24 protein-coding genes are annotated in these 24,145 nt (G+C 30.3%); 15 read left to right on the forward strand and 9 right to left on the reverse strand.

Annotated elements, in window-relative coordinates; translation table 11 throughout:
* Positions 1-30: 30 nt before the first annotated feature.
* Both rpe and MEVAN_RS02250 read right to left on the reverse strand, forming a co-directional pair.
* Positions 31-687 carry a ribulose-phosphate 3-epimerase gene (rpe, locus tag MEVAN_RS02245; protein ID WP_011972249.1) on the reverse strand — a complete coding sequence of 219 codons (657 nt, stop codon included), beginning with the start codon at positions 685-687 and terminating at the stop codon, positions 31-33.
* 42 nt (positions 688-729) lie between these two features.
* Positions 730-1,557 (reverse strand): transketolase, encoded by an 828-nt coding sequence (locus tag MEVAN_RS02250; RefSeq protein ID WP_011972250.1) that lies wholly within the window; start codon positions 1,555-1,557, stop codon positions 730-732.
* A 448-nt stretch (positions 1,558-2,005) separates the two neighbouring features.
* Here MEVAN_RS02250 and MEVAN_RS02255 point away from each other — a divergent pair, with 448 nt between their 5' ends.
* Both MEVAN_RS02255 and MEVAN_RS02260 read left to right on the forward strand, forming a co-directional pair.
* Positions 2,006-3,058, forward strand: coding sequence for a M42 family metallopeptidase (locus tag MEVAN_RS02255; RefSeq protein WP_011972251.1), 1,053 nt, complete (start codon positions 2,006-2,008; stop codon positions 3,056-3,058).
* A 116-nt stretch (positions 3,059-3,174) separates the two neighbouring features.
* The gene (locus MEVAN_RS02260) at positions 3,175-3,666 is read left to right on the forward strand and encodes a YkgJ family cysteine cluster protein (protein WP_011972252.1); all 492 of its coding nucleotides are present in this window, start codon (positions 3,175-3,177) and stop codon (positions 3,664-3,666) included.
* 78 nt (positions 3,667-3,744) lie between these two features.
* Here the strand turns inward: MEVAN_RS02260 and MEVAN_RS02265 are convergent, their stop codons facing one another.
* Positions 3,745-4,041 (reverse strand): hypothetical protein, encoded by a 297-nt coding sequence (locus MEVAN_RS02265; protein ID WP_011972253.1) that lies wholly within the window; start codon positions 4,039-4,041, stop codon positions 3,745-3,747.
* 273 nt (positions 4,042-4,314) lie between these two features.
* Between MEVAN_RS02265 and MEVAN_RS02270 the strand changes: the two genes are divergently transcribed.
* Complete coding sequence (locus MEVAN_RS02270) at positions 4,315-6,156, forward strand: ATP-binding protein (protein WP_011972254.1); 1,842 nt, start codon at positions 4,315-4,317, stop codon at positions 6,154-6,156.
* Positions 6,157-6,263: 107 nt separating this feature from the next.
* On the opposite strand, the gene MEVAN_RS02275 is transcribed toward MEVAN_RS02270, so the two are convergent.
* Both MEVAN_RS02275 and MEVAN_RS02280 read right to left on the reverse strand, forming a co-directional pair.
* Entirely contained in the window at positions 6,264-7,442 is a 1,179-nt protein-coding gene (locus MEVAN_RS02275) for a redox-regulated ATPase YchF (RefSeq protein ID WP_011972255.1), read from the reverse strand.
* A gap of 116 nt (positions 7,443-7,558) precedes the next feature.
* Entirely contained in the window at positions 7,559-8,878 is a 1,320-nt protein-coding gene (locus MEVAN_RS02280) for a B12-binding domain-containing radical SAM protein (RefSeq protein WP_011972256.1), read from the reverse strand.
* A gap of 358 nt (positions 8,879-9,236) precedes the next feature.
* Here MEVAN_RS02280 and thiL point away from each other — a divergent pair, with 358 nt between their 5' ends.
* The 4 genes from thiL (at position 9,237) to MEVAN_RS02300 (ending at position 13,813) form a co-directional block, all read left to right on the forward strand.
* A complete protein-coding gene (gene thiL, locus MEVAN_RS02285; RefSeq protein WP_011972257.1) occupies positions 9,237-10,184 on the forward strand; it encodes a thiamine-phosphate kinase in 948 nt (315 codons plus the stop codon).
* Positions 10,185-10,205: 21 nt separating this feature from the next.
* The gene (artE, locus tag MEVAN_RS02290) at positions 10,206-10,700 is read left to right on the forward strand and encodes an archaeosortase family protein ArtE (RefSeq protein WP_011972258.1); all 495 of its coding nucleotides are present in this window, start codon (positions 10,206-10,208) and stop codon (positions 10,698-10,700) included.
* A gap of 80 nt (positions 10,701-10,780) precedes the next feature.
* A complete protein-coding gene (locus MEVAN_RS02295) occupies positions 10,781-11,578 on the forward strand; it encodes an NOL1/NOP2/sun family putative RNA methylase (protein WP_011972259.1) in 798 nt (265 codons plus the stop codon).
* A gap of 66 nt (positions 11,579-11,644) precedes the next feature.
* Positions 11,645-13,813, forward strand: coding sequence for a Tex family protein (locus tag MEVAN_RS02300; protein WP_011972260.1), 2,169 nt, complete (start codon positions 11,645-11,647; stop codon positions 13,811-13,813).
* A gap of 90 nt (positions 13,814-13,903) precedes the next feature.
* On the opposite strand, the gene MEVAN_RS02305 is transcribed toward MEVAN_RS02300, so the two are convergent.
* From MEVAN_RS02305 to prf1, 3 genes are all read right to left on the reverse strand, one after another.
* Positions 13,904-14,395, reverse strand: coding sequence for a peptidylprolyl isomerase (locus tag MEVAN_RS02305; RefSeq protein ID WP_011972261.1), 492 nt, complete (start codon positions 14,393-14,395; stop codon positions 13,904-13,906).
* A gap of 129 nt (positions 14,396-14,524) precedes the next feature.
* Positions 14,525-14,923, reverse strand: a complete 399-nt coding sequence (locus MEVAN_RS02310) for a secondary thiamine-phosphate synthase enzyme YjbQ (protein WP_011972262.1) — start codon at positions 14,921-14,923, stop codon at positions 14,525-14,527.
* Between the two features lie 70 nt (positions 14,924-14,993).
* A complete protein-coding gene (gene prf1, locus MEVAN_RS02315; protein WP_011972263.1) occupies positions 14,994-16,253 on the reverse strand; it encodes a peptide chain release factor aRF-1 in 1,260 nt (419 codons plus the stop codon).
* Between the two features lie 388 nt (positions 16,254-16,641).
* Here prf1 and endA point away from each other — a divergent pair, with 388 nt between their 5' ends.
* The 5 genes from endA (at position 16,642) to MEVAN_RS02340 (ending at position 21,571) form a co-directional block, all read left to right on the forward strand.
* On the forward strand, positions 16,642-17,175 hold the full coding sequence (gene endA, locus MEVAN_RS02320; protein ID WP_011972264.1) for a tRNA-intron lyase: 534 nt from the start codon (positions 16,642-16,644) through the stop codon (positions 17,173-17,175).
* A gap of 8 nt (positions 17,176-17,183) precedes the next feature.
* Positions 17,184-18,221, forward strand: coding sequence for an L-sulfolactate dehydrogenase (gene comC, locus MEVAN_RS02325; RefSeq protein ID WP_011972265.1), 1,038 nt, complete (start codon positions 17,184-17,186; stop codon positions 18,219-18,221).
* Positions 18,222-18,385: 164 nt separating this feature from the next.
* A complete protein-coding gene (locus MEVAN_RS02330; protein WP_011972266.1) occupies positions 18,386-19,609 on the forward strand; it encodes an FprA family A-type flavoprotein in 1,224 nt (407 codons plus the stop codon).
* Positions 19,610-19,818: 209 nt separating this feature from the next.
* The gene (locus MEVAN_RS02335) at positions 19,819-21,039 is read left to right on the forward strand and encodes an FprA family A-type flavoprotein (RefSeq protein WP_011972267.1); all 1,221 of its coding nucleotides are present in this window, start codon (positions 19,819-19,821) and stop codon (positions 21,037-21,039) included.
* 112 nt (positions 21,040-21,151) lie between these two features.
* Positions 21,152-21,571, forward strand: a complete 420-nt coding sequence (locus MEVAN_RS02340) for a ferritin-like domain-containing protein (RefSeq protein ID WP_011972268.1) — start codon at positions 21,152-21,154, stop codon at positions 21,569-21,571.
* Positions 21,572-21,627: 56 nt separating this feature from the next.
* On the opposite strand, the gene MEVAN_RS02345 is transcribed toward MEVAN_RS02340, so the two are convergent.
* Positions 21,628-22,050, reverse strand: coding sequence for a winged helix-turn-helix transcriptional regulator (locus MEVAN_RS02345; protein ID WP_011972269.1), 423 nt, complete (start codon positions 22,048-22,050; stop codon positions 21,628-21,630).
* 209 nt (positions 22,051-22,259) lie between these two features.
* On the opposite strand from MEVAN_RS02345, the gene thiM reads away from it, so the two are divergent.
* The 3 genes from thiM (at position 22,260) to MEVAN_RS02360 (ending at position 24,072) form a co-directional block, all read left to right on the forward strand.
* Positions 22,260-23,060, forward strand: coding sequence for a hydroxyethylthiazole kinase (gene thiM, locus MEVAN_RS02350; RefSeq protein ID WP_011972270.1), 801 nt, complete (start codon positions 22,260-22,262; stop codon positions 23,058-23,060).
* On the forward strand, positions 23,050-23,670 hold the full coding sequence (gene thiE / locus MEVAN_RS02355) for a thiamine phosphate synthase (protein WP_011972271.1): 621 nt from the start codon (positions 23,050-23,052) through the stop codon (positions 23,668-23,670). Before thiM ends, thiE begins: the two co-directional genes overlap by 11 nt.
* 168 nt (positions 23,671-23,838) lie before the next feature.
* Positions 23,839-24,072, forward strand: a complete 234-nt coding sequence (locus tag MEVAN_RS02360) for a 4Fe-4S binding protein (RefSeq protein ID WP_011972272.1) — start codon at positions 23,839-23,841, stop codon at positions 24,070-24,072.
* Positions 24,073-24,145 lie beyond the last annotated feature (73 nt).

Below are 24,145 nucleotides of genomic sequence, written 5' to 3' on the forward strand. Positions count from 1 at the left end.
AAATAAAGTAAATAAATATTGTGAAATTAGTTATAATCTGTTTACAGAGTTTCTTAATTCGTTTACTGCAGAGTTGATGTCTTCTTTTCCATAAATTGCAGAAGCAGCAATTAAAGCATCGGCACCTACTGCTACTACTTTTGGAGCAGTATTTACATTTATTCCGCCATCAACAAATATTTTAGTATCATAATTTTCAGAAGTTATCTTTTTTTTCAATACGTCTATTTTTTTAACCATTGGGTTTATAAACGATTGACCGGAAAATCCTGGTTCAACACTCATTACCAAAACCCCGTAAAGTTCGTCTAATACGTATTCTAAACAGTCTATAGTTGTAGAAGGATTTAGTGCAATTATCGGTTTTGCACCGTATTCTTTTATCAAATCTATAGTTTTAAATAAATATTTAGTAGATTCTGCATGAAAAGCAACCATTTCGGCGTAACCTGCAACTTTTGGAATAAATTTCTCAGGGTTTTCTACCATCAAATGAACGTCCAGTGGAAAGTCCGTTATCTTTTTCAAATCCATTGGGACACTTAATCCCAGACTTAAATTTGGAACAAAATGCCCATCCATGATGTCTACATGGAAAAAATCAATTTTTGCGTTTTCTGCTTTTTTTACTTCCTCACTCATGTTTCCATAATCCGCAGAAAGAATTGATGCACCAATCATTACCATTTATTTCACCGTTTTTAAGTATTACATAATTATTAGAAAAATTTATTCGAGTTCTGTAAGTGCTTTTTTTAGTTCTTCTTTATTTGGTGCTTTTCCGTGGAATCCCACATTATTTTCCATGAAAGATACGCCTTTTCCTTTTATAGTATTTGCAATAATCATTTTTGGCTTTCCATTTTTCATCAATTTTGCATTTTCTACAGTTTTAATAATTTCTTCGTAATTGTGGCCATCAATTTCAAATACATCAAAACCAAATGCGTTAAATTTAGCTTTTAAATCGCCTAAACACATTACATCTTCAGTACATCCGTCAATTTGGAGTTTATTTCTATCAACAAAGCCTATGAGGTTATCAAGTTTGTAATGTGATGCAGCCATTGAAGCTTCCCATATTTGGCCTTCCTGACACTCCCCATCTCCAAGTAATACAAAAACGTAATTTTCATAATTATTTAATTTACAGCCGATTGCAACTCCAACTGAAGACGAAAATCCCTGTCCAAGAGAGCCAGTATTTACTTCAACACCCGGGATTTCAATTGTCGGGTGCCCCTGTAAAAGTGCCCCAAGTTGCCTTAATTTCCAAAGCTCTTCCCTTTTAAAATAATCCAAATCTGCAAGTGTAACATATAATGCGGGACATGCGTGCCCCTTACTTAAAATAAACCTATCCCTATATTGCATTTCTGGATTATTACAATCGAATTTCATTATATTATAAAATAATGATACAATAATATCGATTGCTGAAAGTGAGCCACCAGGATGTCCAGACTCTGCAATCCCTATCATTTTAACGATATCGTGTCGCAATGCCTTTGATTTTTCACTTAGCTGCTTATAATCCATAGGTTTGTTACATTTCATTTTTTCACCAAAATAAATATCCTTTCTAAGTTACTTTAATATTAACAGAAAAACAAGTGCTAAAAATAAAATAATTGCCTAATATTTATAATACTTGCACTTTTTTTGTCCGTATAGTTTTTACATTTTAAGATATTACATAATTTAGTACTTGATTATTAGTAAATCTATTTATAAATTTTTTGTAAGGTTGTTAAGAATATAAAAATTTAAAAAGTAGCTATCATTTTTTATTTAATAATCATGTTCGAATTAATTTTAATTAATCTAATTTACTCTAATTTACTCTAATTTAATTTAAAATATATTAAACTTTTATTTTATGCGTATATTTAATAAATAATAGTAAATCACTTCTTTAACGCATTAATATTTAAATTAGAGCATATATATCACATAAAGTTATCAGACATTTATAAATATGTTAATCAAACGCATGGGTGATTTAATGAATACAATTGACTATTTGAAAGTTCTTGCAACTGAGCCCGGAATTTCCGGAAGAGAAGATAAAATAAGAGAATATATGAAAAAAGAGCTCGAAAAATACTGCAATAGTGTTGAAACAGATAAACTTGGAAATTTAATTGCTAAAAAAGGAACTATTGGCCCAAAAATAATGATTGCAGCGCATATGGATGAAATCGGGCTCATGGTAAAATACATTGATGACAAGGGATTTTTAAAATTTGCAAAAATCGGTGGAATTAACGATCAAATGCTTTTAAACCAGAAAGTAATCGTCCATAGTGATAATGGGGATATTGTTGGAGTACTTGGTTCAAAACCTCCCCATAAAATGAAAGAAAGTGAAAAAAATAAATTAATAAGTTCAGAACATATGTTTATTGATATTGGCGCTAAAAATAAAGAAGATGCTGAAAAAATGGGGGTTCAAATAGGAACTCCAATTTCTTTTAAATCCGAATTTGAAAAATTAGGTGGAAATGCTGTTTCATGTAAGGCATTTGATAACAGAGCAGGTTGTGCAGTTCTTTTAAAGGTTATAGAAGAATTAAGTAAAACTGATTTAAAGTGTCAGGTGTATGCTGTTGGTACTGTACAGGAAGAAGTTGGTTTAAAAGGTGCAAAAACATCTTCCTATGGAATAAATCCTGATGTTGCATTTGCTCTTGATGTTACAATTTGTGGAGACCATCCTGGAATTAAATTAGAGGATGCACCAGTTGAACTTGGAAAAGGCCCTGTTGCAACAATTATTGATGCATCTGGAAGAGGAATTATAACCCATTCACAAGTTTTAAAAATGGTAAGGGACGTTTCAAAATCAAAAGAAATTCCAGTACAGTACGAAGTAGGGGAAGGTGGAACCACTGATGCCACGTCAATCCACCTTACAAAAACAGGTATTCCAACAGGAGTTCTTTCAGTTCCTGCAAGATATATTCATACTCCAGTAGAAGTTATAGATTTAAACGACCTTGAAAAAACTGCTGAATTAGTATTAGAATGTATTAAACAGGTTCATGAGTACTTTTAAATTTTAAATAACTTTTTTAAATATTTTAGATATTTAAAATATCTTAGATGTTTTAGATATTCATTTTAATATAAATTTAAAATTAACTATCTTAAAAGAATTTAAAACGTGAGAATGTGGAAGTAAAGATTAAAATAGATACTAAAAACATTGCATGGAAATGTAAGTTTTGCGGCAGTTGTTGTGACTGCCCAAGTGTTTCTAAAAAAGATATTGCAAATATATCTGGGCATTTAAACCTCAAATTTGAAGAGTTTACTAAAAAATATCTTTCAAATTTTGACAAATTTACTGGGAAAATTAAAAAATCTAAGGAAAAATGCGTATTTTTAGATGAAAATAAACGGTGCAAAATCTATAAAGTAAGGCCCATAATTTGTAGGTTAAGGCCTTACTCCATACAAATTAAAAATAGTGAATTGTGTTTAACGTATGATCCTTGGTTTTTGGAACACTGTAATGGGCTTTACATCGGAAATGCGCCTCCAGAAGAAGAATATATAAAACATGCAGAAACGGTTTATAAATACCTTGGAGAAGAAAAAAATACTCCAGAAGAGTCTTATGAAAAGGCTAAAAAAAGATTAAAAAAGACTAAAAAAGATTAAAAAATGTTAAAACTAAAAAATGTTAAAAAGACTAAATAAATAAATAAATAAATCTTAATTTACATTTTATCACTTAAATTAACAAAATGTCCTGTTTGATACGGGAATACATAAGGTTTGATTACACTTTGGGCATTCAATAGTCACTTTATCAAGTTCGTAATTTTCTGCAAAAGGGGAATCACAGTAAGGACAATACCAGATTTTTTTGCCTGTTTTTTCACATGCGCCTATTTCTCCCACAGTAGGGTGTTTTTTAAAAGTAACAGAACTTTCTTTATCTTGATATTTGAAAAATAAGGCTATTAACTCTTTATATAATTCAACAGCTGATTTTTTTATGCATGTTTCTTCATTACATACAGGACATTGCATTTTACCACCAAAAAATATAAATTAATATTTACTATAAAAAATTTAACTTTTTATTATTTAATAGTTGTTTCAAATATAAAATAAGTTTGTAAAGGTAAAAAAATTAAAATAACATTTTTTAATTTACCGTGTAAATGGTAACATTTTTATTTTTGTGGTTTAGATAAGTATTAATGTAATAGAATAAAATAGAATAGAATAAAATTAGGTTTAAGTTAGTTTTGATAATTAAAAATTTAATTTATAATATAACAGTATGAATGGGGGCACCTAATGAAAAAAAATGCATCTGGCAAAATAAAAAATAAGTTGCTTTTATATTCCATAATACTTGTAATTATTCCAGTATTGATGTTAAGCTATATTTCAATAAATACGGCATCCAACCTGATAGATTCAAATAAAGAAGCTATTATGGATAAAAACATGGGTATTTTAAACGAAAGATTTGAATCAACATTCGTTGAATTTGATGTCATGACTTCGTATACTGCAAATTTAAATGTTGTAAAAGATGCTGTAAAAAGAAAAGATAAAGAGTTTCTTTCGGATTTTGCGTATAATTTAAAATTAGAATCCGAAGTTGACCTTGTAGCATTTACTGATACTGAAGGAAACATTATACAGTCAAGTAGTGAAAATAATGTAGAAATAAACGATTACGTTAAAAAACTACTTAAGGATAGCTTTACCCATTCTTTTGAAATTTTACCTGAAAGTGAAGCTTTAAAATATAACGACCATGATTTAGATGGAGATGCATTAGTAATATTTGCGTTAGCACCAGTATATTATGAAAATGAGGTTATTGGTTCTGTTGTATATGTTGATATTATAAATAATGAAAATTACGGGGTAGAAAAAATTAAAGAATCTACTAATGATGAAGCATCGATTTATTTAGGGGATACAGTAATTTCAACTACGATTACTGAAAATGGAGAATATATCGTAGGTAAAAAAACTCCTGAAATAATATATGGCCCAGATATTCCTAAAAGTAGGTATTTTGGCGTTTTTGAATATTTGGGTGAAAGATACATTTCAAAATATGCACCAATATCAAATTCAGATGGTGAAGTTATAGGGATGCTAGTAGTAAATTCATTAGAGTCCCCATTTATTGCATTTAAAAATAAAGTAATAAAAGAGCTATTGTTTGCAGGAATATATGCAATGTTATCTGCAGTATTTATAGCATTTATTATTTCATCATCAATTACAAAACCAATATTAAAACTTAAAGAATCCGTAGAGATATTCAAAGACGGTAACTATAAGCATCGTGCAGATATTAAAACAGGAGATGAAATAGAAGAATTAGCCGATTCATTTAACCATATGGCAATCGAAGTAAATTTAGCACATGAGAAATTAAAAGAGCGTGCTGAAAGAATTGAAGAGTCTTACGATGAATTAAAAGATCGTGATAAATTAAAAACAGAATTATTATCAGCAGTGTCTCATGAATTAAGAACGCCCCTTACATCAATTAAAGGATATTTAGAATTATTAAGGGAAGGAGCCGCAGGAAAACTAACAGAAACTCAGAAAGAATTTATTGAGGTAGTTTATGAAAATGTAAACCGGCTTAGAAGGCATGTTGAAAACATTAAAGACCTTGTAAAAGTAGATTCTCTTGAAAATAAAGTTAAGCTTGATGGAGTAAATATTAAAAATGCAGTTTCTGAGATAATTGACAATGTGAAAAATTTTGCAAATGAAAAAAATGTCGTGCTGCTTCAAGATATTGACAATGTGGTTATAAAAGGAGATAGAATTAAAATAAACCAAGTTCTTGAAAATTTGGTCGAAAATGCAATTTCATTTACAAAACCATATTCAAAAGTTACAGTTGGAGGGTACACTGAAGGTGAAAATTTCCACTTGGAAGTAACTGATCAAGGAGTTGGAATTCCAAAAGAAGAGTTAAATAATATATTTAAAGACTTTTATAGTGAAAGTTTCTCTTCAAAAGTCGAAAACGTTGGTGACCCAAATTTTGGACTTATTGCATGTAAAAAAATTATTGAAGCCCATGAAGGTTCAATCTGGGTTGAAAGTAGGGTTGGAAAGGGAACTACAATACACGTACTTCTTCCAATTTATAAATAACCTAAAAAAAGTTTTAAAATAAAAAACTTTTAAAATTTTTAAAAGTATGATGCTGTTAAAAATTTTTAATTTTAAGTAACTTACCAAATTCAAAAATTAAAAGAAATTTATGCTGCAGAAACTATTTTTATAATATCTCCGTCATTCAATTCCTGATCGGCACCAATTCTAAGTTTTTTTCTTGCATCAACTGCATATATAAATTTTTGCCCTATTTCAGTATGGATTTTAAACGCAAGTTCTCTTGCTGTTGAACCTTTTTTAAGCAAATACGCATCCGGTAAAACATTTCCTTTTTTATCTGAGAATTTACCCTCGTCTTCAACGGGATATACTACAATCATGTTTAATAGGTCAAAATAAGCATTGTTAATTAAATTTTGAATTCCTGTTCCGCCAAATTTTTCAAGATAATTTTTCATATAGTTTAATGCGTTCTTTTGAGCATCGTTTAAGCGGGTTTCATCAATTATTTCCATTTTTTTACCATTGTAATTGATTAAACCTGCTTTTTCTGCTTTTTTTAGTGCAAGTTCTATTTCCGAAGACGTAGGAATTACTGAAAACTCCTTAAATTCTTCCTTTAATTTTTCAATATTTTTTTCTGCATTTTCATGATCAGCCTTGTTTGCAGCTATAATCATTGGTTTTGATGCCTTCCTTAAATTTGTTGAAAGAGTTAAAATATCACTTTCAGTCCATTTCATTGGGCTTTCATCTAAGTTCCTTAAAGCTGCTGCAACCTGATTTTCAGAAATATTTAAACCACTTAATTGTTCGTGTATACTTTTTAAAACGTTTTTTTCCTGTTGCGCTCTCCTTGAAAGCCTTTCCCAGTTTTTAGTTAAAATCCCGTATATCCACATATCAAGCTCATTTAAAAGGAATTTAACGTCCATGATAGGGTCGTGGTCTTCAGTAATATTTCCTTCTAAATCAGTTTTGCCACTTGCATCAACTACAAGTATAAAAGCATCTGCCTGCCTTAAATCATCTAAAAATTTATTACCCATCCCTTTACCCTTGTGGGCATCTGGAACAAGTCCTGCAACGTCAATAATTTCAACAGGGATATTACGGACACCGGAAAAACATTTTGAATTGTTTGGGCTGCATTTTAAATTTAAAGTACTGCAAGGACATGGTTTTGTAACAAAAGAAGTTCCGATATTTGGATTTATTGTTGTAAACGGGTAATTTCCAACATCTGCAACTTTTTCCGTCATTGCATTAAATGTTGTAGATTTTCCAACATTTGGTTTTCCAACAAGTCCGAGTATTGCCATTATATCACCTTTAAATTATTATTTCCTAATTATTCGTTAAATAAAAATTATCTGTCAAATAAAAAGTGAACTATATGTTAGTCCATAATTCTCTTAAATTACTCTTTATCCTTTATTTAAAGTTCTATAAAACCCCATGGTTTTTTTGTTAGTTTAGATAAGTAAATATTTTTATCAACGTAACTAGCAAGTTTGCTTGGAGTTTTTGTAATTTTTAGAGCTTTTGAAATTTCAAGTCCCCCTCTTGCAAGAATTGTTTGAGTAACCATTGAATTAAAATTTTCATAATCTACAGATACTTTTGACTTTTTAAGTTCTTTTTCAATGTATTTTATCGTGGATTTTGAATTAAGGTTAAATTCCGACATTTCAAATTTTGTGTGTGGTTTTGGAACCATTGGGTTTATACTTACATCGACCTTTCTAACTCGCTCTTTTATCTTTTTTGTAAGCGTTATAATTTCACTTATATCTTCGGGAGTTTCATTTGGAAATCCTACCATGTAGTAAAGTTTTACCGTGTTAATCCCATGTTTTTTTGCAATTTCTATTGCATTAAATATACTTTCTTCATTTAGTTCTTTATCAATTAAATTTCTAAGACTTTCGCTTCCAGCTTCAGGTGCAATTGTAAGTGTTTTTAGATTTAAAAGCTTTAAAAGTTCGTCTGTAACTGTATCGGCCCTTAATGACGACGGAGAAATTAAAACATTTTTTTCCGAAATGTATTCGCAAAGTTCAAGAATGTTTTTATAATCACTTACGGATGGCGCAATTAATGCAACTTTATTCGCATCAGTATATTTTAAACCCTCGTCAACTAAGTATTTTAAATCGTCAATTTTTCGATATCTTGGGGGGCTATAAATGCACTTTGCCATGCAAAATCCGCATTTTCTAATACATCCCCTTCCAATTTCAAGCAAATATGCTTTCCCATATGCTCCAGATTCATGCGTTTGCTGTTTTACAGGATAATTATTAACATCAAGTTTTTTTGGGTAAATTCTTTTTATTTTCTTATCTTCATCTAATTTAGACGGTAAAAAAACCCCCTGAACGTTAAAATTTCCATTTATAAGTTCGTAAAGAATATCAGTATTTTCAATTTCGCCAATAACGAATGCATCAAAAAATTCTGCCATTGGAAGCGGATTTGAAATTGCACAAGGGCCTCCTGCAATAAAAATGGCATTTTTATTTTTTAATCTTAGTTCTTCAACAATCTTTAAAGCATTAAAATAATCATTTTCATATTGGAGGGTTATTAAAATGGCATCGTTATTCTTTATTTCTGAATAGTTTTCAATAAAGTATACATTTGAAAAAATATCCCTATAGCTATTTAAGTGGCTATTTAGTACGTGAACTGCAAGGCATGCAATTCCCCCCGTAAACTTATTGGGATAAACTATAGAAACGTTTTTAATTGCCATTTTTTTCAGCCCTGACCATTTAACCATTTAAAACAATTTTTGAAATATTAAAAAAATATAAAATAGTGGTTAAAAACAGTATTTATTTTTTAGTTTAAAAATACCTATCAAAATAAAAATTGGTGTCAGCTCGCCCATCTTTCCTCATAAATCAGAAGCTACTCCGTTCATCATCCACCAATACTTCGGAAGTAAATTTCATGAAAATTTAAAGATTTTTTTAATCTTTACTGTTTCAGAACTATTATCTCGGATTTTCTATATAAAGGTGATTGTACCGTATTATAAAATAGAGCTAATTTGAAAATAATATTGAAAATAATTAAACTTACAAAAAGTTAATGAAAAAAGGGTAAAAATGAACGAGTTTGACATTATTAATATAATTTCAAAAAATATTTCATACAAAAATGGTGTTGAAAGGGGAATAGGGGATGATTGTGCAGTTTTCAAACTTGAAAATCAGCACCTTGTAATAACTACCGACATGATGTTTAGGTCAACGCACTTTCCAGAAATTCTAACGCCATTTCAAATTGGAATGAGAATTGTTACAGCAAACGTATCCGATATTGCCGCAATGTGTGCAAAACCGTTAGGAATGGTAATTTCAATGGGATTTGATAAACCCGATTTAAAATTTATTGACGAAATGTCTAAAGGAATGAATTTTATTTCAAAAGAGTATGGCTGTCCAATTGTAGGTGGGGACACAAATAAATCAAAAGAATTAACGCTTTCAGGTACTGCCTTTGGAATTACAAATAACCCCATATATCGGGGTGGAAATTTAGGCAATGAAATATGCATTACTGGAACCATTGGAAGAGTTTTTTGTGCATTAAAAATTCTTGAAATGAGTAAAAATGGAATTATTGATAAATTAAAATTTGAAAAATTAATTGAGGAATTTCCAGAAATAATTAAAAAGTTATCTGAACCTAAAGCACGTGTTTTAGAAGGAATTTCATTAAATAATGTGGTTACATCTTGTTCAGACATTTCTGATGGACTTTCAAAGGATTTAAACCATGTAGGTTTCTTTGAAATTTATTCCAAAGAATTATTAAAGGCAGTTCCAAAAGATGTAGTTGAATTCTCAGAAAAATTTGATATAAATTTAATAGATATTGCGTTAAATAGTGGCGAAGAATTTGAGCTTTTATTTACAGTTAAAGATTTTAAAAATGCTAAAAAAGTGTTAAAAGGAATAAATACAGTAACTAAATTTGGAAAAGTTGTTGAATCGGGAAAAACCGTTGATGGAAACAATATTACTTTTGAAGGGTATGTTCATAAGTGGTAAAAATAAAAAAAAGGAATCATTATGGAAAAAATTAATAAATCAATATTACTTTTAAAATTTATGGTTTCGTCAATTTCCATATATTTTATTATAATGCCTCTTGAATCGTTTTTAATTTACCCCATTGCATATCAAAGCCACTTTATCTTAAATTTGATTGGTTATTCTAGTTTAGATGGAAATTTAATAAACCTTTCAAATATTTCAATAATGATTGTAAAAGCATGTACTAGCGTTACGACTATTTCAATACTACTTGGCTTTGTTTTTTCAGTAAGTAAATCCATAAAGGAGTTCATTTTTGGAGGGATTTTTTGTACCGGGATAATTTATACTGGAAACATTATTAGAATTGTTATTACAAGTATTTTAGCAAATCATTTTGGAATGCTTTCATTTTTTCATGATTTTGTAGGATATATTTCAACTTTAATATTGGCAGTTATAACAGTTTTTGCGTGGCTTAAGTTTCAAAAACAGTTGCATTTAAAAAGCGGTAAAGATAATGTAATTTAAAAAAGTATAGATTTTATCAAAATACTGTTAAAATTTTATTGAATAGTTATTAAAATATTTTTATCACGTGGTGGTATTTTTTGGAAAATTTACAATTTATAAGGGTAAACACGTTAAAAATCAGTCCAGAGGAACTTAAAAAACGACTTGAGGAAAAAAATGTTGTTTTGGAAGATACATTTCTAAATTACGTATTTAGAGTTAAAATATCCCCTTTTTCAATGGGGGCTACTCCAGAATACCTTTCTGGACTTTATTTTTTACAAAGTATCTCTTCAATAATTCCTTCAATTGTTTTAAACCCAACTAAAGATGATAAAGTACTAGATATGTGTTCTGCACCTGGCGGAAAAACAACTCATCTTTCACAACTCATGGAAAATGAAGGATGTATTGTTGCTGTTGAAATAAACAAAAATCGTTTAAAAAGCCTTAGGTCAAACATCAACAGGATGGGGATAAAAAACATAATAATGCTGAATACAAATGCAATAAACCTGAATAAAAATTTAAAATTTGATAAAATACTGTTAGATGCCCCATGTACTGGAAATGAAATCAAAGATAGTGATAGGGTTAAAACAAAACGAGATATACTGTTTTGTGCAAAAAGACAGGTTGAACTATTTAGAACGGCAATTGAAGTTTTAAGTGAGGGTGGACAACTGGTTTACAGTACTTGCTCTCCTGAAATCGAGGAAGACGAAGAAATTATTAGCTACATTCTAAAAACTTACAAAAATATGGAACTTATAGAGTTAAATAAAGAAGATTTTCCCGGCATTAATGTAATAGATGGTGAAATAAAAGGTACATTAAAAGTAATTCCTCCAAACGAGCCATTTTTTATTGCAAAATTGAAAAAAATTACTAAATAAAGATTAATTATATAAAGATTAATTAAAGTTATTAACTATCGATTTTTTATTTTTTAGAGGATTAAAATGGATATTTTTCAAAAATTACAAAAAGAATTTAATTTAAAACCATTTCAGGTTGAAAATACCGTTAATTTAATTGACGAAGGAAATACAATTCCATTTATTGCAAGATATCGAAAAGAAGTAACGGGCTCACTTGATGACGTTACTTTGAGGAATTTTTTTGAGAAATTAAATTATTTAAGAAATTTAGAAGATAAAAAAGCTCAGACTATTAAATTAATAGATGTTTTAGGCAAATTAACTTTAGAAGTTAAACAAAAAATTGAAAATTCAGAAACTTTAACTGAAATTGAGGATATTTATAGACCATTTAGACCAAAAAGGAAAACAAGGGCAATAATTGCTGAAAGTAAGGGTTTAAAACCACTTTCAGAAGTTATTTTAAAACAAAAACTGGAAAAACCAGTTGAAGAACTTGCTAAAGAATTTTTAAACCCAAAACTTGAAGTAAATTCGATAGAAGATGCAATTTTTGGAGCACAGGATATTATTGCAGAAGAAATTTCAGATAATCCAGATTATCGGAAATTTATTCGTGAAAAAACATATTCTAAAGGAATAATCACTGTAAAAGCAAAGGACAAAGATTTAAAGTCAGTTTACGAAATGTATTATGAATATAATGAACAGTTAAGTAAAATTCCACGACACAGGATTCTTGCAATAAATCGGGGGGAAAAGGAAAAGATACTTAGCGTAAAAATTGAACCTCCTGTTGAATTAATTTTAAATTGGCTAAATGGCCAGATAATAATTGAAAATTCAGAAACGGCCAGTATTTTAAAAGATACCATAATAGATGGATATAAACGATTAATTTCGCCCTCAATTGAACGAGAAATTAGAAATAGCTTAACAGAAAAGGCAGAAGAAGGGGCAATTTCAGTATTTTCAAAAAATTTAAAGCAGCTGCTACTTCAACCGCCAATAAAAGGAAAAGTTGTTTTGGGCTGGGATCCAGCATTTAGAACTGGCTGTAAATTGGCAGTTGTTGATGAAACCGGAAAATTATTGGATAAAGACGTAGTTTACCCGACAGAGCCACATAATAAAACTTTAGAAACAAAAAAGACTGTTAAGGAACTGGTAAATAATTACAATATAGATATAATTGCAATTGGGAATGGAACTGCTTCAAGGGAATCCGAAATTATTGTATCCGAACTTTTAAAAGAACTTGATCGTAATTTAAAATATGTTATTGTAAATGAAGCGGGAGCATCTGTATATTCTGCGTCAGAACTCGGTTTTGAAGAATTTCCAGAATATGACGTTGGAGTTAGAAGTGCAGCATCTATTGCAAGACGACTTCAAGACCCTTTAGCAGAATTGGTAAAAATTGACCCTAAATCAATCGGCGTTGGACAGTACCAACATGATATGAACCAGAAAAAATTATCAGAAAGTTTGGGCGCAGTTGTTGAATCGTGTGTAAACTCGGTTGGTGTTGATTTAAATACTGCATCAGTTTCACTTTTAAATTATGTTTCTGGAATTAACAAAGAAATTGCAAAAAATATTGTAAATTATAGAATTAAAAACGGAAAATTTAATTCAAGAAAAGAACTTTTAAATGTTAAAAAACTAGGTAAAAAAGCGTTTGAGCAGTGTGCCGGATTTTTAAGGATCCAAAATGGTAAAAACCTGCTTGATAATACAAGCGTACATCCTGAGTCGTATAAAATTGCTGAAAATTTACTTAATGAGTTAAATCTTTCCTTAAACGAAATTAACTATAATAAAATGAATAAAATTTCCGAAAAAATTGAAAGTATTAAAGATATTAAAAATATTGAAAAATTGGCAGATAAATTAAATACTGGCATTCCAACACTATTGGATATTATTCGTGAACTTGAAAAACCAGGAAGAGACCCAAGAGACGATGTAGAAAAACCAGTTTTAAGGAGCGATGTCTTAAAATTTGAAGATTTAAAGGAAGGAATGATTTTAAAAGGAACGATTAGGAATATTGTTGATTTTGGCGCTTTTGTAGACATAGGGGTACATCATGACGGGCTTATCCACATTTCTGAAGTTTCGGACAGATTTATAAAGCATCCTCTTGAAGTAATTTCAGTTGGCGATGTTGTTAACGTTTTCGTATTGGGTATTGACTTTGAAAAAAATCGGGTATCTCTTTCAATTAAAAAGGCAATTAATTTTTAAATAATATTTAAATAAGTTCTAAAAATAATACTAAAAAAAATAAAAGGGTATTAAAATTTTTAATATTCTATTTTTTTATAAATTTAAATATTATTCTTCAATTATAACTTTTTCAATTATTACATCTGTAACAGGCCAGTCTTGAAAGTATCCCCTATTTCCAGTTTTTACCAACTCTATTTTATCAAGTACGTCAAAACCTTCAATCATTTCACCAAATACTGCATATCCATAGTTTTGGTCGTTTTGGTAGTTTAAAAATGCATTATCAACCGTATTTATGAAAAATTGGCTTGTTGCAGAGTTAATAGCATTAGTTCTAGCCATTGCGATAGTTCCCCGTTTATTTGAAAGGCCATTCTTAGCTTCATTCTTGATAGGTTCAAATGTGTCTTTTTGAAGTCCGTCTTTTGTAAATCCGCCACCTTGTGCCATAAATCCTTTGATTACCCTATGAAATATTATTTCATCATAAAAACCAGTTTCAGCATATTTTTTAAAGTTTTTAACAGTAATTGGGGCTTTATCGTCAAATAACTTTAATTTCATTGATCCCATATTTGTTTTAATTTCTGCAATCATAGTTTCACCTTCAAATATTGTTTATCTTAGCGTTGGTTTAAAAATGTTTATTAATCTTTCGTATTTACATTATAAATCATTTACTTTTTAAGTATTTCAAAAAATTGCTCGGTAACTGGAATTGAATCTTTATCCACGGATTACTTTTACGTAAAAATTTCTGCTTTTTGGGCCGTCAAACTCGCAAAAATAAACCCCTTGCCACGTTCCAAGAATTAATTTTCCATTTTTTACGATTAAAGTTAGTGATGGGCCAAAAAACGAACTTTTTAAATGCGCATCAGAATTGCCTTCATAATGTGAAAAGTCATAGTTAGAAGGTATTTTTTCGTTTAAAAATTTTATAATGTCTTTTTTAACGGAAGGGTCTGCATTTTCATTTATGGTAATTGCTGAGGTAGTATGTGGCGTAAAAACTACAATAATTCCTTCCAATACCTTTGATTTTTCCAGAGATTCCCTAATTTGACTTGAAATATCAATTAATTCTTCCCTAAACTTAGTTTTTAGCGAATACTCAAAAAACATGAAAACCACCAATAAAATCCAAAATATATGCAATTTATCCAAAATAGTTAAAAAGTGTTAGATTGGTAATTTATATTTTATATCTTAAAATTGCAGCCATGCCTTTAAATGCCTTTGAAATTTGGCTTCCTTCTTCAGTATCTGTTGAAACTACGACTATATCAGAATTATGAATGTTACAAAGTTCCGATAGATACTCAATAATGTCTTTTTCTTCTTCAATATACATTGAACCGGAACATTGTTTACAGATTTTTGTCTTTACCTCATCTTCAAATTTATAAAGGTCCCTTGTTTTTACATTTATTTCCTGTTTAAAGTTACAGTTATTACATTTTATTGTAACCCTTGTTAATTCAATATCTTCTGTAACTATCAAGGTATCTATTGCGCCCATTTCAAGATATCTCATTACCTGCGATTCACCGTATGCTGAAAGGCCACCGTCATCTTTTATTAACTCTTTAAAGAATTTTTGAATTAAATTTTTCTCCTTCATCAAATCTAAATCCCTTAAAAGATCTGAAGCTTTTTCTAAAAGCTCCCTTATACCAAATTCCTCAGTATAACAGAGGTCAAATGTATCGATAATTTTTTTCTTTAATTCATGGTGCAAAAAGTCTTTTTCTGCAAATTCATTTTTAGTATTTCCTGGGCCACCTATCAACAGACCCCTTAGTTTTTTCTCTTCTAAAATTGGCATGAACGATTCTGTTGAATATTCCCCAATTCTTACCATGAATTGGTGGGCCGCATCATCGATAAGTCGCTCAAGTCTCCTTGCAGATTGCCCTCCCGCCTTGAATTTTCCTGGAACACCGCTGGTTAATTTCTTTAGAACGGTTATCGTTTTTCCCTTAACAGTTCCAATTGTAGCCTCATTTCTATCTACCAAAATTACCCCATAAACTTCAGTATCCTGAATAAAGTCTTCTAAAGATTCAGTATAAAATTCAGAGTCACATCGATAAATAAACGTTTTTACAGGTTCTGGCGGTTCAAGAACATATACTTCCATTTTTTCTGTTCCAGGGCCTCCTCTTGGAATCATTCCTGCAAATATAATAACTCCTTTTTCTAAAGGTTCTTTTAACAGTTTTAATCTCTGTAAAATTACCTCTATTGCTGACTGTACGTTTTTCATTGTTGTTTTACTTTTTATATTTGAAGACTGTGAAAGTTCTTGCCTTAAATGCTGAGAAATGTCCGAAAGACGTCTTCCTGCTGGAACGTATACACTTATAAGCTCTGTCCCCTTTCCACGCTTTCCTTTTAGTTCTTTTAATGATTTTTTAAATAAATACATGTCCGTTGATGAATTTTCGCTCATATACACACCTTAAAAAATAGTCATCGCTTTAAATATATTAATTTACAATTATTTTTATAATTATTACAATAATTAGTGTAAAAAAGCTATTGCTACTGAAATTTTTGGCTTTTTTTGATATCTGCTTTTAAGGTTATCAAATTTTGAATTTTATCTTGATTTTCCATAAAATCGAGATTTTTAACATTTTTAATCAAATGCAAAGCATACACCCCAAAGCCAAAGACTTCGCTTTATAAGAGAAATAAATTTAAAATTACGTATATCCTGAATCATAATAAATATTTTTAAAAACTATATATAGTTTTCTCTAGTATATAATAAGGTAAACATTTTGAATCGAATGGACATTCATTCTATTCTTTACTTTGAATTAACTAGGAGATAAATGATGGCAAAACCTAAAAAAACTATTCCTGCAAAGCTTTCAGATGAAAGAATTGTAATCTATGATAAAGATGGAATATCTCGACTAAATGAAAAAAGGTATGGGGAACTTCATGAAAACTTTTTATCACTTTCTTATGTTGAAGCCCTTTATTTAGTAGCTAAAGACTGGGTATTAATTAGGGATAAAAAAAATAAAATTCTTTCTTTTGAAGAACTGCATGAAATTGCACATGTAATTGATAAAAAATTATGTATTAGGTATTTGGTGTATAAAGACCTTAGAAATAGGGGATATACGGTAAGAACTGGCTTAAAATATGGTTCTGACTTCAGACTTTATGAAAGAAGCAACATTGATGAAGTACATTCCAAATATCTTGTAAAAGTATTTTCAGAAGAAATACCCTGCGAAATTTCTGAAATTACAGGATTCGTTAGGGTTGCACATTCTGTTAGAAAAGAACTAGTAATTGCTATTGTTGACGCGGATGGAAGCGTTGTTTACTATAATATGGGTTATTTAAAGCTTTAGGTGACAGAATGATAATAACTCCAGAAGGGGAAATAAAGTTGATTACCGATATTTTAGTTAAATATGGCGTTAAAGAAGAACATGCAAAAATTACTGCAGAAATTTACACCGAAGCTGACTTAAAAGGATTCACGTCACACGGAATCGGTAGATTTCCACAAACAATTATTGGAATTGAAACTGGAAATATTAAAATTAATCCCGAAATAAAAATCGAACGTGAAAGTCCTGCAACTGCAACCATAAACGGGGATTTAGCATTAGGATACGTTACCGGACAGTTGGCGATGGAATTGGCGGTAGAAAAGGCAAAAAATGTAGGAATTGGTGCAGTTTCCACGTATAATTCAAATCATTTTGGAATTACGGGCCATTACTCCGAAATAGCCTATAAAAATGGGATGATTGGAATTGCAATAACGAACACTGAACCTGCAATGGCGCCATATGGTGGAAAAGACAAAATTTTGGGGACTAACCCAATAGCAATTGCAATTGCTGGAAAAAAACATAAATACTCGCTTGATATGGCAACAGCTTTGGTTGCAAGGGGTAAAATCTTTGAAGCTAAGAGGTTAGGGAAAAAACTACCTGAAAATTCCGCAGTTGATGTTGATGGAAACATTACTACTGACCCTGAAAAAGCACTTATGGGAAGTATTTTACCATTTGGCGGGATTAAAGGATATGGAATTGCAATGGCGGTAGAAATACTTTCTGCGTTGGGTGGCGGGGAAATTGGAACTAATGTGAAGGGAACTGCAGATGCTAGTGAACGATGTACGAAAGGAGATTTCTTTATTGCAATAAATCCCGAATTTTTTGGAAATAAAGACGAATTTTTGGAAAAAACGGATTTTTTAGTTGACGAAATAAAAAATTCAAGTCGTTCAAAGGGTTTTTCCGAAATATTAATTCCTGGAGACATTGAAAAACGAAATTCTGATGAAAAGATAAATGGTTTTGAACTTGATGAGATATTATACGGTAAATTAAAAAAGATATGTGAAAAAAAAGGCTTAATTATTGAAAAATATTTTAAATAATTAATCTCTAAAATTAGTATCCATTTTAGTATAATTTCTCTTCTTTTTTTAAATAACCCTATTGCAATAAAAAATTAATAATAAAATTATTTAAATGAATTATTTCATATATTAATTATTTAATATAACCTATTACGATTTTTTGATTTTTTTAGAGGGATAATATGAAGGCAGATGCAGTAAAAATAAGCGATGGCGTATACTGGGTTGGAACATATGACTGGGATATAAGGTCATACCACGGTTACACATTAAAGGGAACTACTTATAATGCATATTTAGTATTTGGAACTGAAAAAGTAGCTTTAATTGATAACGTTTACCCCGGAACCTCTGCCCAGATGTGGGGAAGAATTAAAGATGCTTTTGAAAAAGAAGGGCGAAAATATAATATTGATGTAATCGTTCAAAATCACGTTGAAAAAGACCATAGTGGGGCACTCGTTGAAATTACAAAAAAATTTCCAGAATCCAATATTTACTGTACGGAAGTTGCTGTTGAAGGGCTTAAAAAACACTATACTGGCTTAAAAGATGCTCCATTTAAAGTTGTAAAATCCCTTGAAAGTGTGGATTTAGGTGGAAAAACCTTAACATTTTTAGAAGCTCCACTTTTACACTGGCCTGATAGTATGTTTACACTTTATGGTGAAGAAGGAATATTATTTTCAAATGATGCATTTGGTCAGCACCTATGCTACACTAAAAGATTTGATAATGAAATTCCAGAAAATGTTCTTATGGATGCAAACCAGAAATTTTATGCAAATTTGATTACCCCATTGTCAAAACTTGTTTTAAAGAAGTTTGAGCAGGTTATTTCTTTAGGGCTACTTGAAAATATAAAAATGATTGCTCCATCTCATGGGCAGATTTGGACTGACCCTATGAAAGTAATTTCTGCATATCAAGATTTTGCAACTGGAAAATGTAAAAATAAAGCCACAATTGTTTATGATACAATGCACTATTCGACTCAAAAAATGGCTCACGCATTTGCTGAAGGACTTTTATCTGAGGGAATTGATGTTGTAATTTATAATTTACATAACGATGAAAGAAGTGAAATTGTAAAAGATATTCTTGACAGTAAGGCAGTTTTATTTGGAATCCCTACAATTAATGACCAGCCATATCCAAGTATTGGAGATTTAATGTATTACTTAAGAGGTTTAAGGTTTGATAGAACGGGACTTAAGAAGTTGGCAATTACATTTGGATCAATGGGTGGAAGGGGAGGGGCAGTTGAAAAAATTGCATCTGAACTTAATTCTTACGGATTTAATGTATTAGATAATTACGAATTATATTATATTCCTGATGAAAAAGAACTTGAAAACTGTTATAATCTTGGAAAAGACCTTGGAAATAAAATTAAAGATATTTAAATTATTATTTTTTAGAATATCTCCGTATATATCCTTTATTATCTTTTTTTTCTTTTAATATAGAACTTTTAAATAAATCATTTAAAATTCGTTTAAAAATTTCTTCGAACATCGTCACTTTTTAAGATTTTAAAGCGGATTTCGTAAGGTTAAACTAATATTTAAGCCCGATTATATGAATATCTATGAATAAATCGAAGGTGAAGGATATGAAGGCAGATGCAGTAAAAATAAGCGATGGCGTATACTGGGTTGGAACATATGACTGGGATATAAGGTCATACCACGGTTACACATTAAAGGGAACTACTTATAATGCATATTTAGTATTTGGAACTGAAAAAGTAGCTTTAATTGATAACGTTTACCCCGGAACCTCTGCCCAGATGTGGGGAAGAATTAAAGATGCTTTTGAAAAAGAAGGGCGAAAATATAATATTGATGTAATCGTTCAAAATCACGTTGAAAAAGACCATAGTGGGGCACTCGTTGAAATTACAAAAAAATTTCCAGAATCCAATATTTACTGTACGGAAGTTGCTGTTGAAGGGCTTAAAAAACACTATACTGGCTTAAAAGATGCTCCATTTAAAGTTGTAAAATCCCTTGAAAGTGTGGATTTAGGTGGAAAAACCTTAACATTTTTAGAAGCTCCACTTTTACACTGGCCTGATAGTATGTTTACACTTTATGGTGAAGAAGGAATATTATTTTCAAATGATGCATTTGGTCAGCACCTATGCTACACTAAAAGATTTGATAATGAAATTCCAGAAAATGTTCTTATGGATGCAAACCAGAAATTTTATGCAAATTTGATTACCCCATTGTCAAAACTTGTTTTAAAGAAGTTTGAGCAGGTTATTTCTTTAGGGCTACTTGAAAATATAAAAATGATTGCTCCATCTCATGGGCAGATTTGGACTGACCCTATGAAAGTAATTTCTGCATATCAAGATTTTGCAACTGGAAAATGTAAAAATAAAGCCACAATTGTTTATGATACAATGCACTATTCGACTCAAAAAATGGCTCACGCATTTGCTGAAGGACTTTTATCTGAGGGAATTGATGTTGTAATTTATAATTTACATAACGATGAAAGAAGTGAAATTGTAAAAGATATTCTTGACAGTAAGGCAGTTTTATTTGGAATCCCTACAATTAATGACCAGCCATATCCAAGTATTGGAGATTTAATGTATTACTTAAGAGGTTTAAGGTTTGATAGAACGGGACTTAAGAAGTTGGCAATTACATTTGGATCAATGGGTGGTAAAGGGGGCGCTGCAAAACTTATTGGAAAAGACTTAAAAGAATGTGGTTTTGAAGTCCTTGATGATTCCTATGAAGTAATTTATGTTCCAAAAGAAGAAGAGCTTGAAAAATGCTACAATGCTGGAAAAAGGCTAGGTATAAAATTAAATTAAAATATATATTAATTTAATTGAAAATTTAACGCCCATTTTTTAAATTGGCTAAAAATAGAATATATTTTAAAAACTTTTTCTTTTTTAAAGTAATAAAATTTAGGTGAGTATCATGGATTTATTAAACGAGCATAAAATAGGCATTTCAAAAGATACGGTTCTTGAAAAGGAAGTTTCTGCAAATGTTAACGGTGAATGTTTAGAAGTTGGAATTTACCTTGCAATGGCAAGACAAGCACAAAGAGAAGGATTTCCCGAAATTGCAGAAGTTTTAAAGACAATTGCATTTGAAGAAGCCGAACATGCATCAAAATTCGTTGAGATGAATGGTGTAATAAACCATACTTTAAAAGAAAACCTTGAAATGATGCTTAAAGGCGAAATGATGGCAAATAAAGAAAAAAAATCTGCAGCAGATTTAGCTGAAAAAGAGGGAATTGAACATGCCCATGATTTCTTTGAAGAAAGTTCAAGAGATGAAGCACGACATGCTAAAATGTTAAAAGGGATTTTAGAAAGGTATTTTAAATAGTATTTAAATAAAATAATACTTTTCAACCTTTGATAAAAGTTGATGGAAGTAATTTGTTATTTTAATTGTTCAAGTATTATTGCGGGGCATACTTTTTTAATTCCCTTAATTTTTCCTAATTTATTAAATATAATTTCAGAGAGCTCTTTTCCATTTTTTGCCCATATTTCAGTCATTATCATGTGATCCCCTGTTGATGTGAAAACTTTTTTTACCTCTTCAAATGTGCATAGCTCCTGTGCAACCGATAAAAAGTCTTCAGGATTTGTATCAAACCCAGTCTGTGCAACAACCGTATATCCCATTTTTGGAGTATCAACCATTACAGAATATCCTTTTATTACGCCATCCTCTTCCATCTTTTTTACCCTCTTTCTAACTGAACTTTCACTAGTGTTTAATTCTTTTGCAATCTCAGTAAATGGTTTTCTACCATCTTGAATTAAAAAATCTAGTATTTTCATATCTTTTTCATCCATTAAAATCACCGCACGTTTTAAATATTCCTTAATTCGTATTTTATCATTAAAAAACATTTAATATATATACGTTATTCATCAGTTTTGTACCTAATATGAATATATATCATACACTTTTCGGAAAGAACTTTGCAGAAATTACCGAAATGTTTTTAAATAACTTTAAGGATTGTATTATTTAGAAGGGGGAATATTAAACGGTGAAAAGAATGAAATTTATTGCAGAAAACCTGACTAAACTTAGAACAATAAGTCCTCTTGTCCAAAACATTACAAATTACGTTGTAATGAATTCTACCGCAAATACACTTTTAGCACTGGGGGCATCGCCCGTAATGGCGCATGCAAAGGAAGAATTAGAAGAAATGATTGCAATTTCAAGTGCCTTAGTGGTCAATATCGGTACACTTGACGAATACTGGATTCCATCAATGGAAAAAGCAGTGAAAATTGCAAGCGATTTAAAAAAACCAATAATTTTAGACCCTGTTGGAGCAGGAGCTACAAAGTTAAGAACAAATACTGCTTTAAAATTATTAGACATTGGAAACGTTTCTGTTTTAAGGGGAAATTTTGGAGAAATTTCTGCACTTTTAGGGGAGCATGGAAAAACCAAAGGTGTTGACAGTGCAGTTTACGATAATAATGAAGCTTTAAATATTTCAAAAAATGCTTCAAAGGAGTTTAACACTGTTTCAACAGTAACTGGGCCCATAGATTATGTAAGCAATGGAAAAGAAATTTATTCTATTTCAAATGGTCACGAAATGCTTTCAAAGGTAACTGGAACAGGTTGCGCAAGTACTTCAATAATAGGTGCATTTTTAGCAGTTGAAGAACCATTGAAAGCATCTGTTAGTGGACTTGTAACTTACGGAATTTCTGCCGAAATGGCGTTTGAAGAATCATTTTATCCTGGAACTTTTCAAGCAAAATTGTACGACTGGCTTTATAGAATTGATGAAAAGTTGATTTTAGAAAAAGCTAAGGTGAATAGAATTGACATTTAAAAATAAATTAAAATTTTACGTAATAACTGACAGAAAATACTCCTGTGAAGTTTATTCAGTTGAACAGGCTTTAAAAGGAGGAGCTACTGCAGTACAACTTAGAATGAAGTCGTCAAACACTCGTGAAATGGTAGAGGTAGGGCAAAAAATCAGAAAACTAACATTGGAATACGATGCATTGTTTTTTGTAAATGACAGGCTAGATATAGCACAAGCCGTAAAATCAGACGGTATTCATGTTGGAATTGATGACATTTCGATTTCAAAAATTAAAGAAATTGCACCCGAATTAATAATTGGTGCATCTGCATACAATATAAATGAAATGAAGATTGCAGAAAGTGAAGGGGCCGACTATTTAGGTGTTGGCTCAGTTTACCCCACAAATACGAAGTTGGATGCACGATACCTCGGACTAAATGGATTAAAAGAATTATCAAACTGTTCAAATCTTCCTGTTGTTGCGATAGGAGGTATAAACCATGAAAACGTGAAAGAAGTATTGATGTGCGGTGTTTCAGGGGTTGCGGTAGTTTCTGCCATTGTAGGGGCTAATGACATTATTTTTTCAGCTAAAAAAATGAATGAGATAATTAAAAAATATATTTAACTTTTTTTAGAATATATTTAATATTTAATATTTAAAAAATAAATCCTGACGTTTTAGGTGTTATTTTTACATATTTTGACGAATATAGTATGGTTAAAATTAAATATATTTCAATACTACTAGTATTTAGAACTAAAAGTGCCAAAGTATAAAATCAGACGTGGTAAAATGACGGTAGAAATCATCGTTAATAGGGAAAAATGTATTGGATGCCAGAAATGTTATGATAAGTGCCCAAAAGGCCCAAGAATATGGAAAGCTGATGCAGAAGGCAAGTATTACGTATTTGACCTTTCAGATTGCCATAATTGCAAAATATGTGTTGGAGTATGTCCAAAAAATGCAATAAAAGTAAATTTAATAAAAAATCCTAAAAAACCGTCCGAGTTAATAGACGGTTAGTAAACTATTTTTTTAATGATTTTTATATAATATATAATTACGTTTTTTACAAGATAAATAACATAATTTGGTG

The sequence above is a fragment of the Methanococcus vannielii SB genome (assembly GCF_000017165.1).
GTDB lineage: Archaea > AGJL01 > Methanococci > Methanococcales > Methanococcaceae > Methanococcus > Methanococcus vannielii.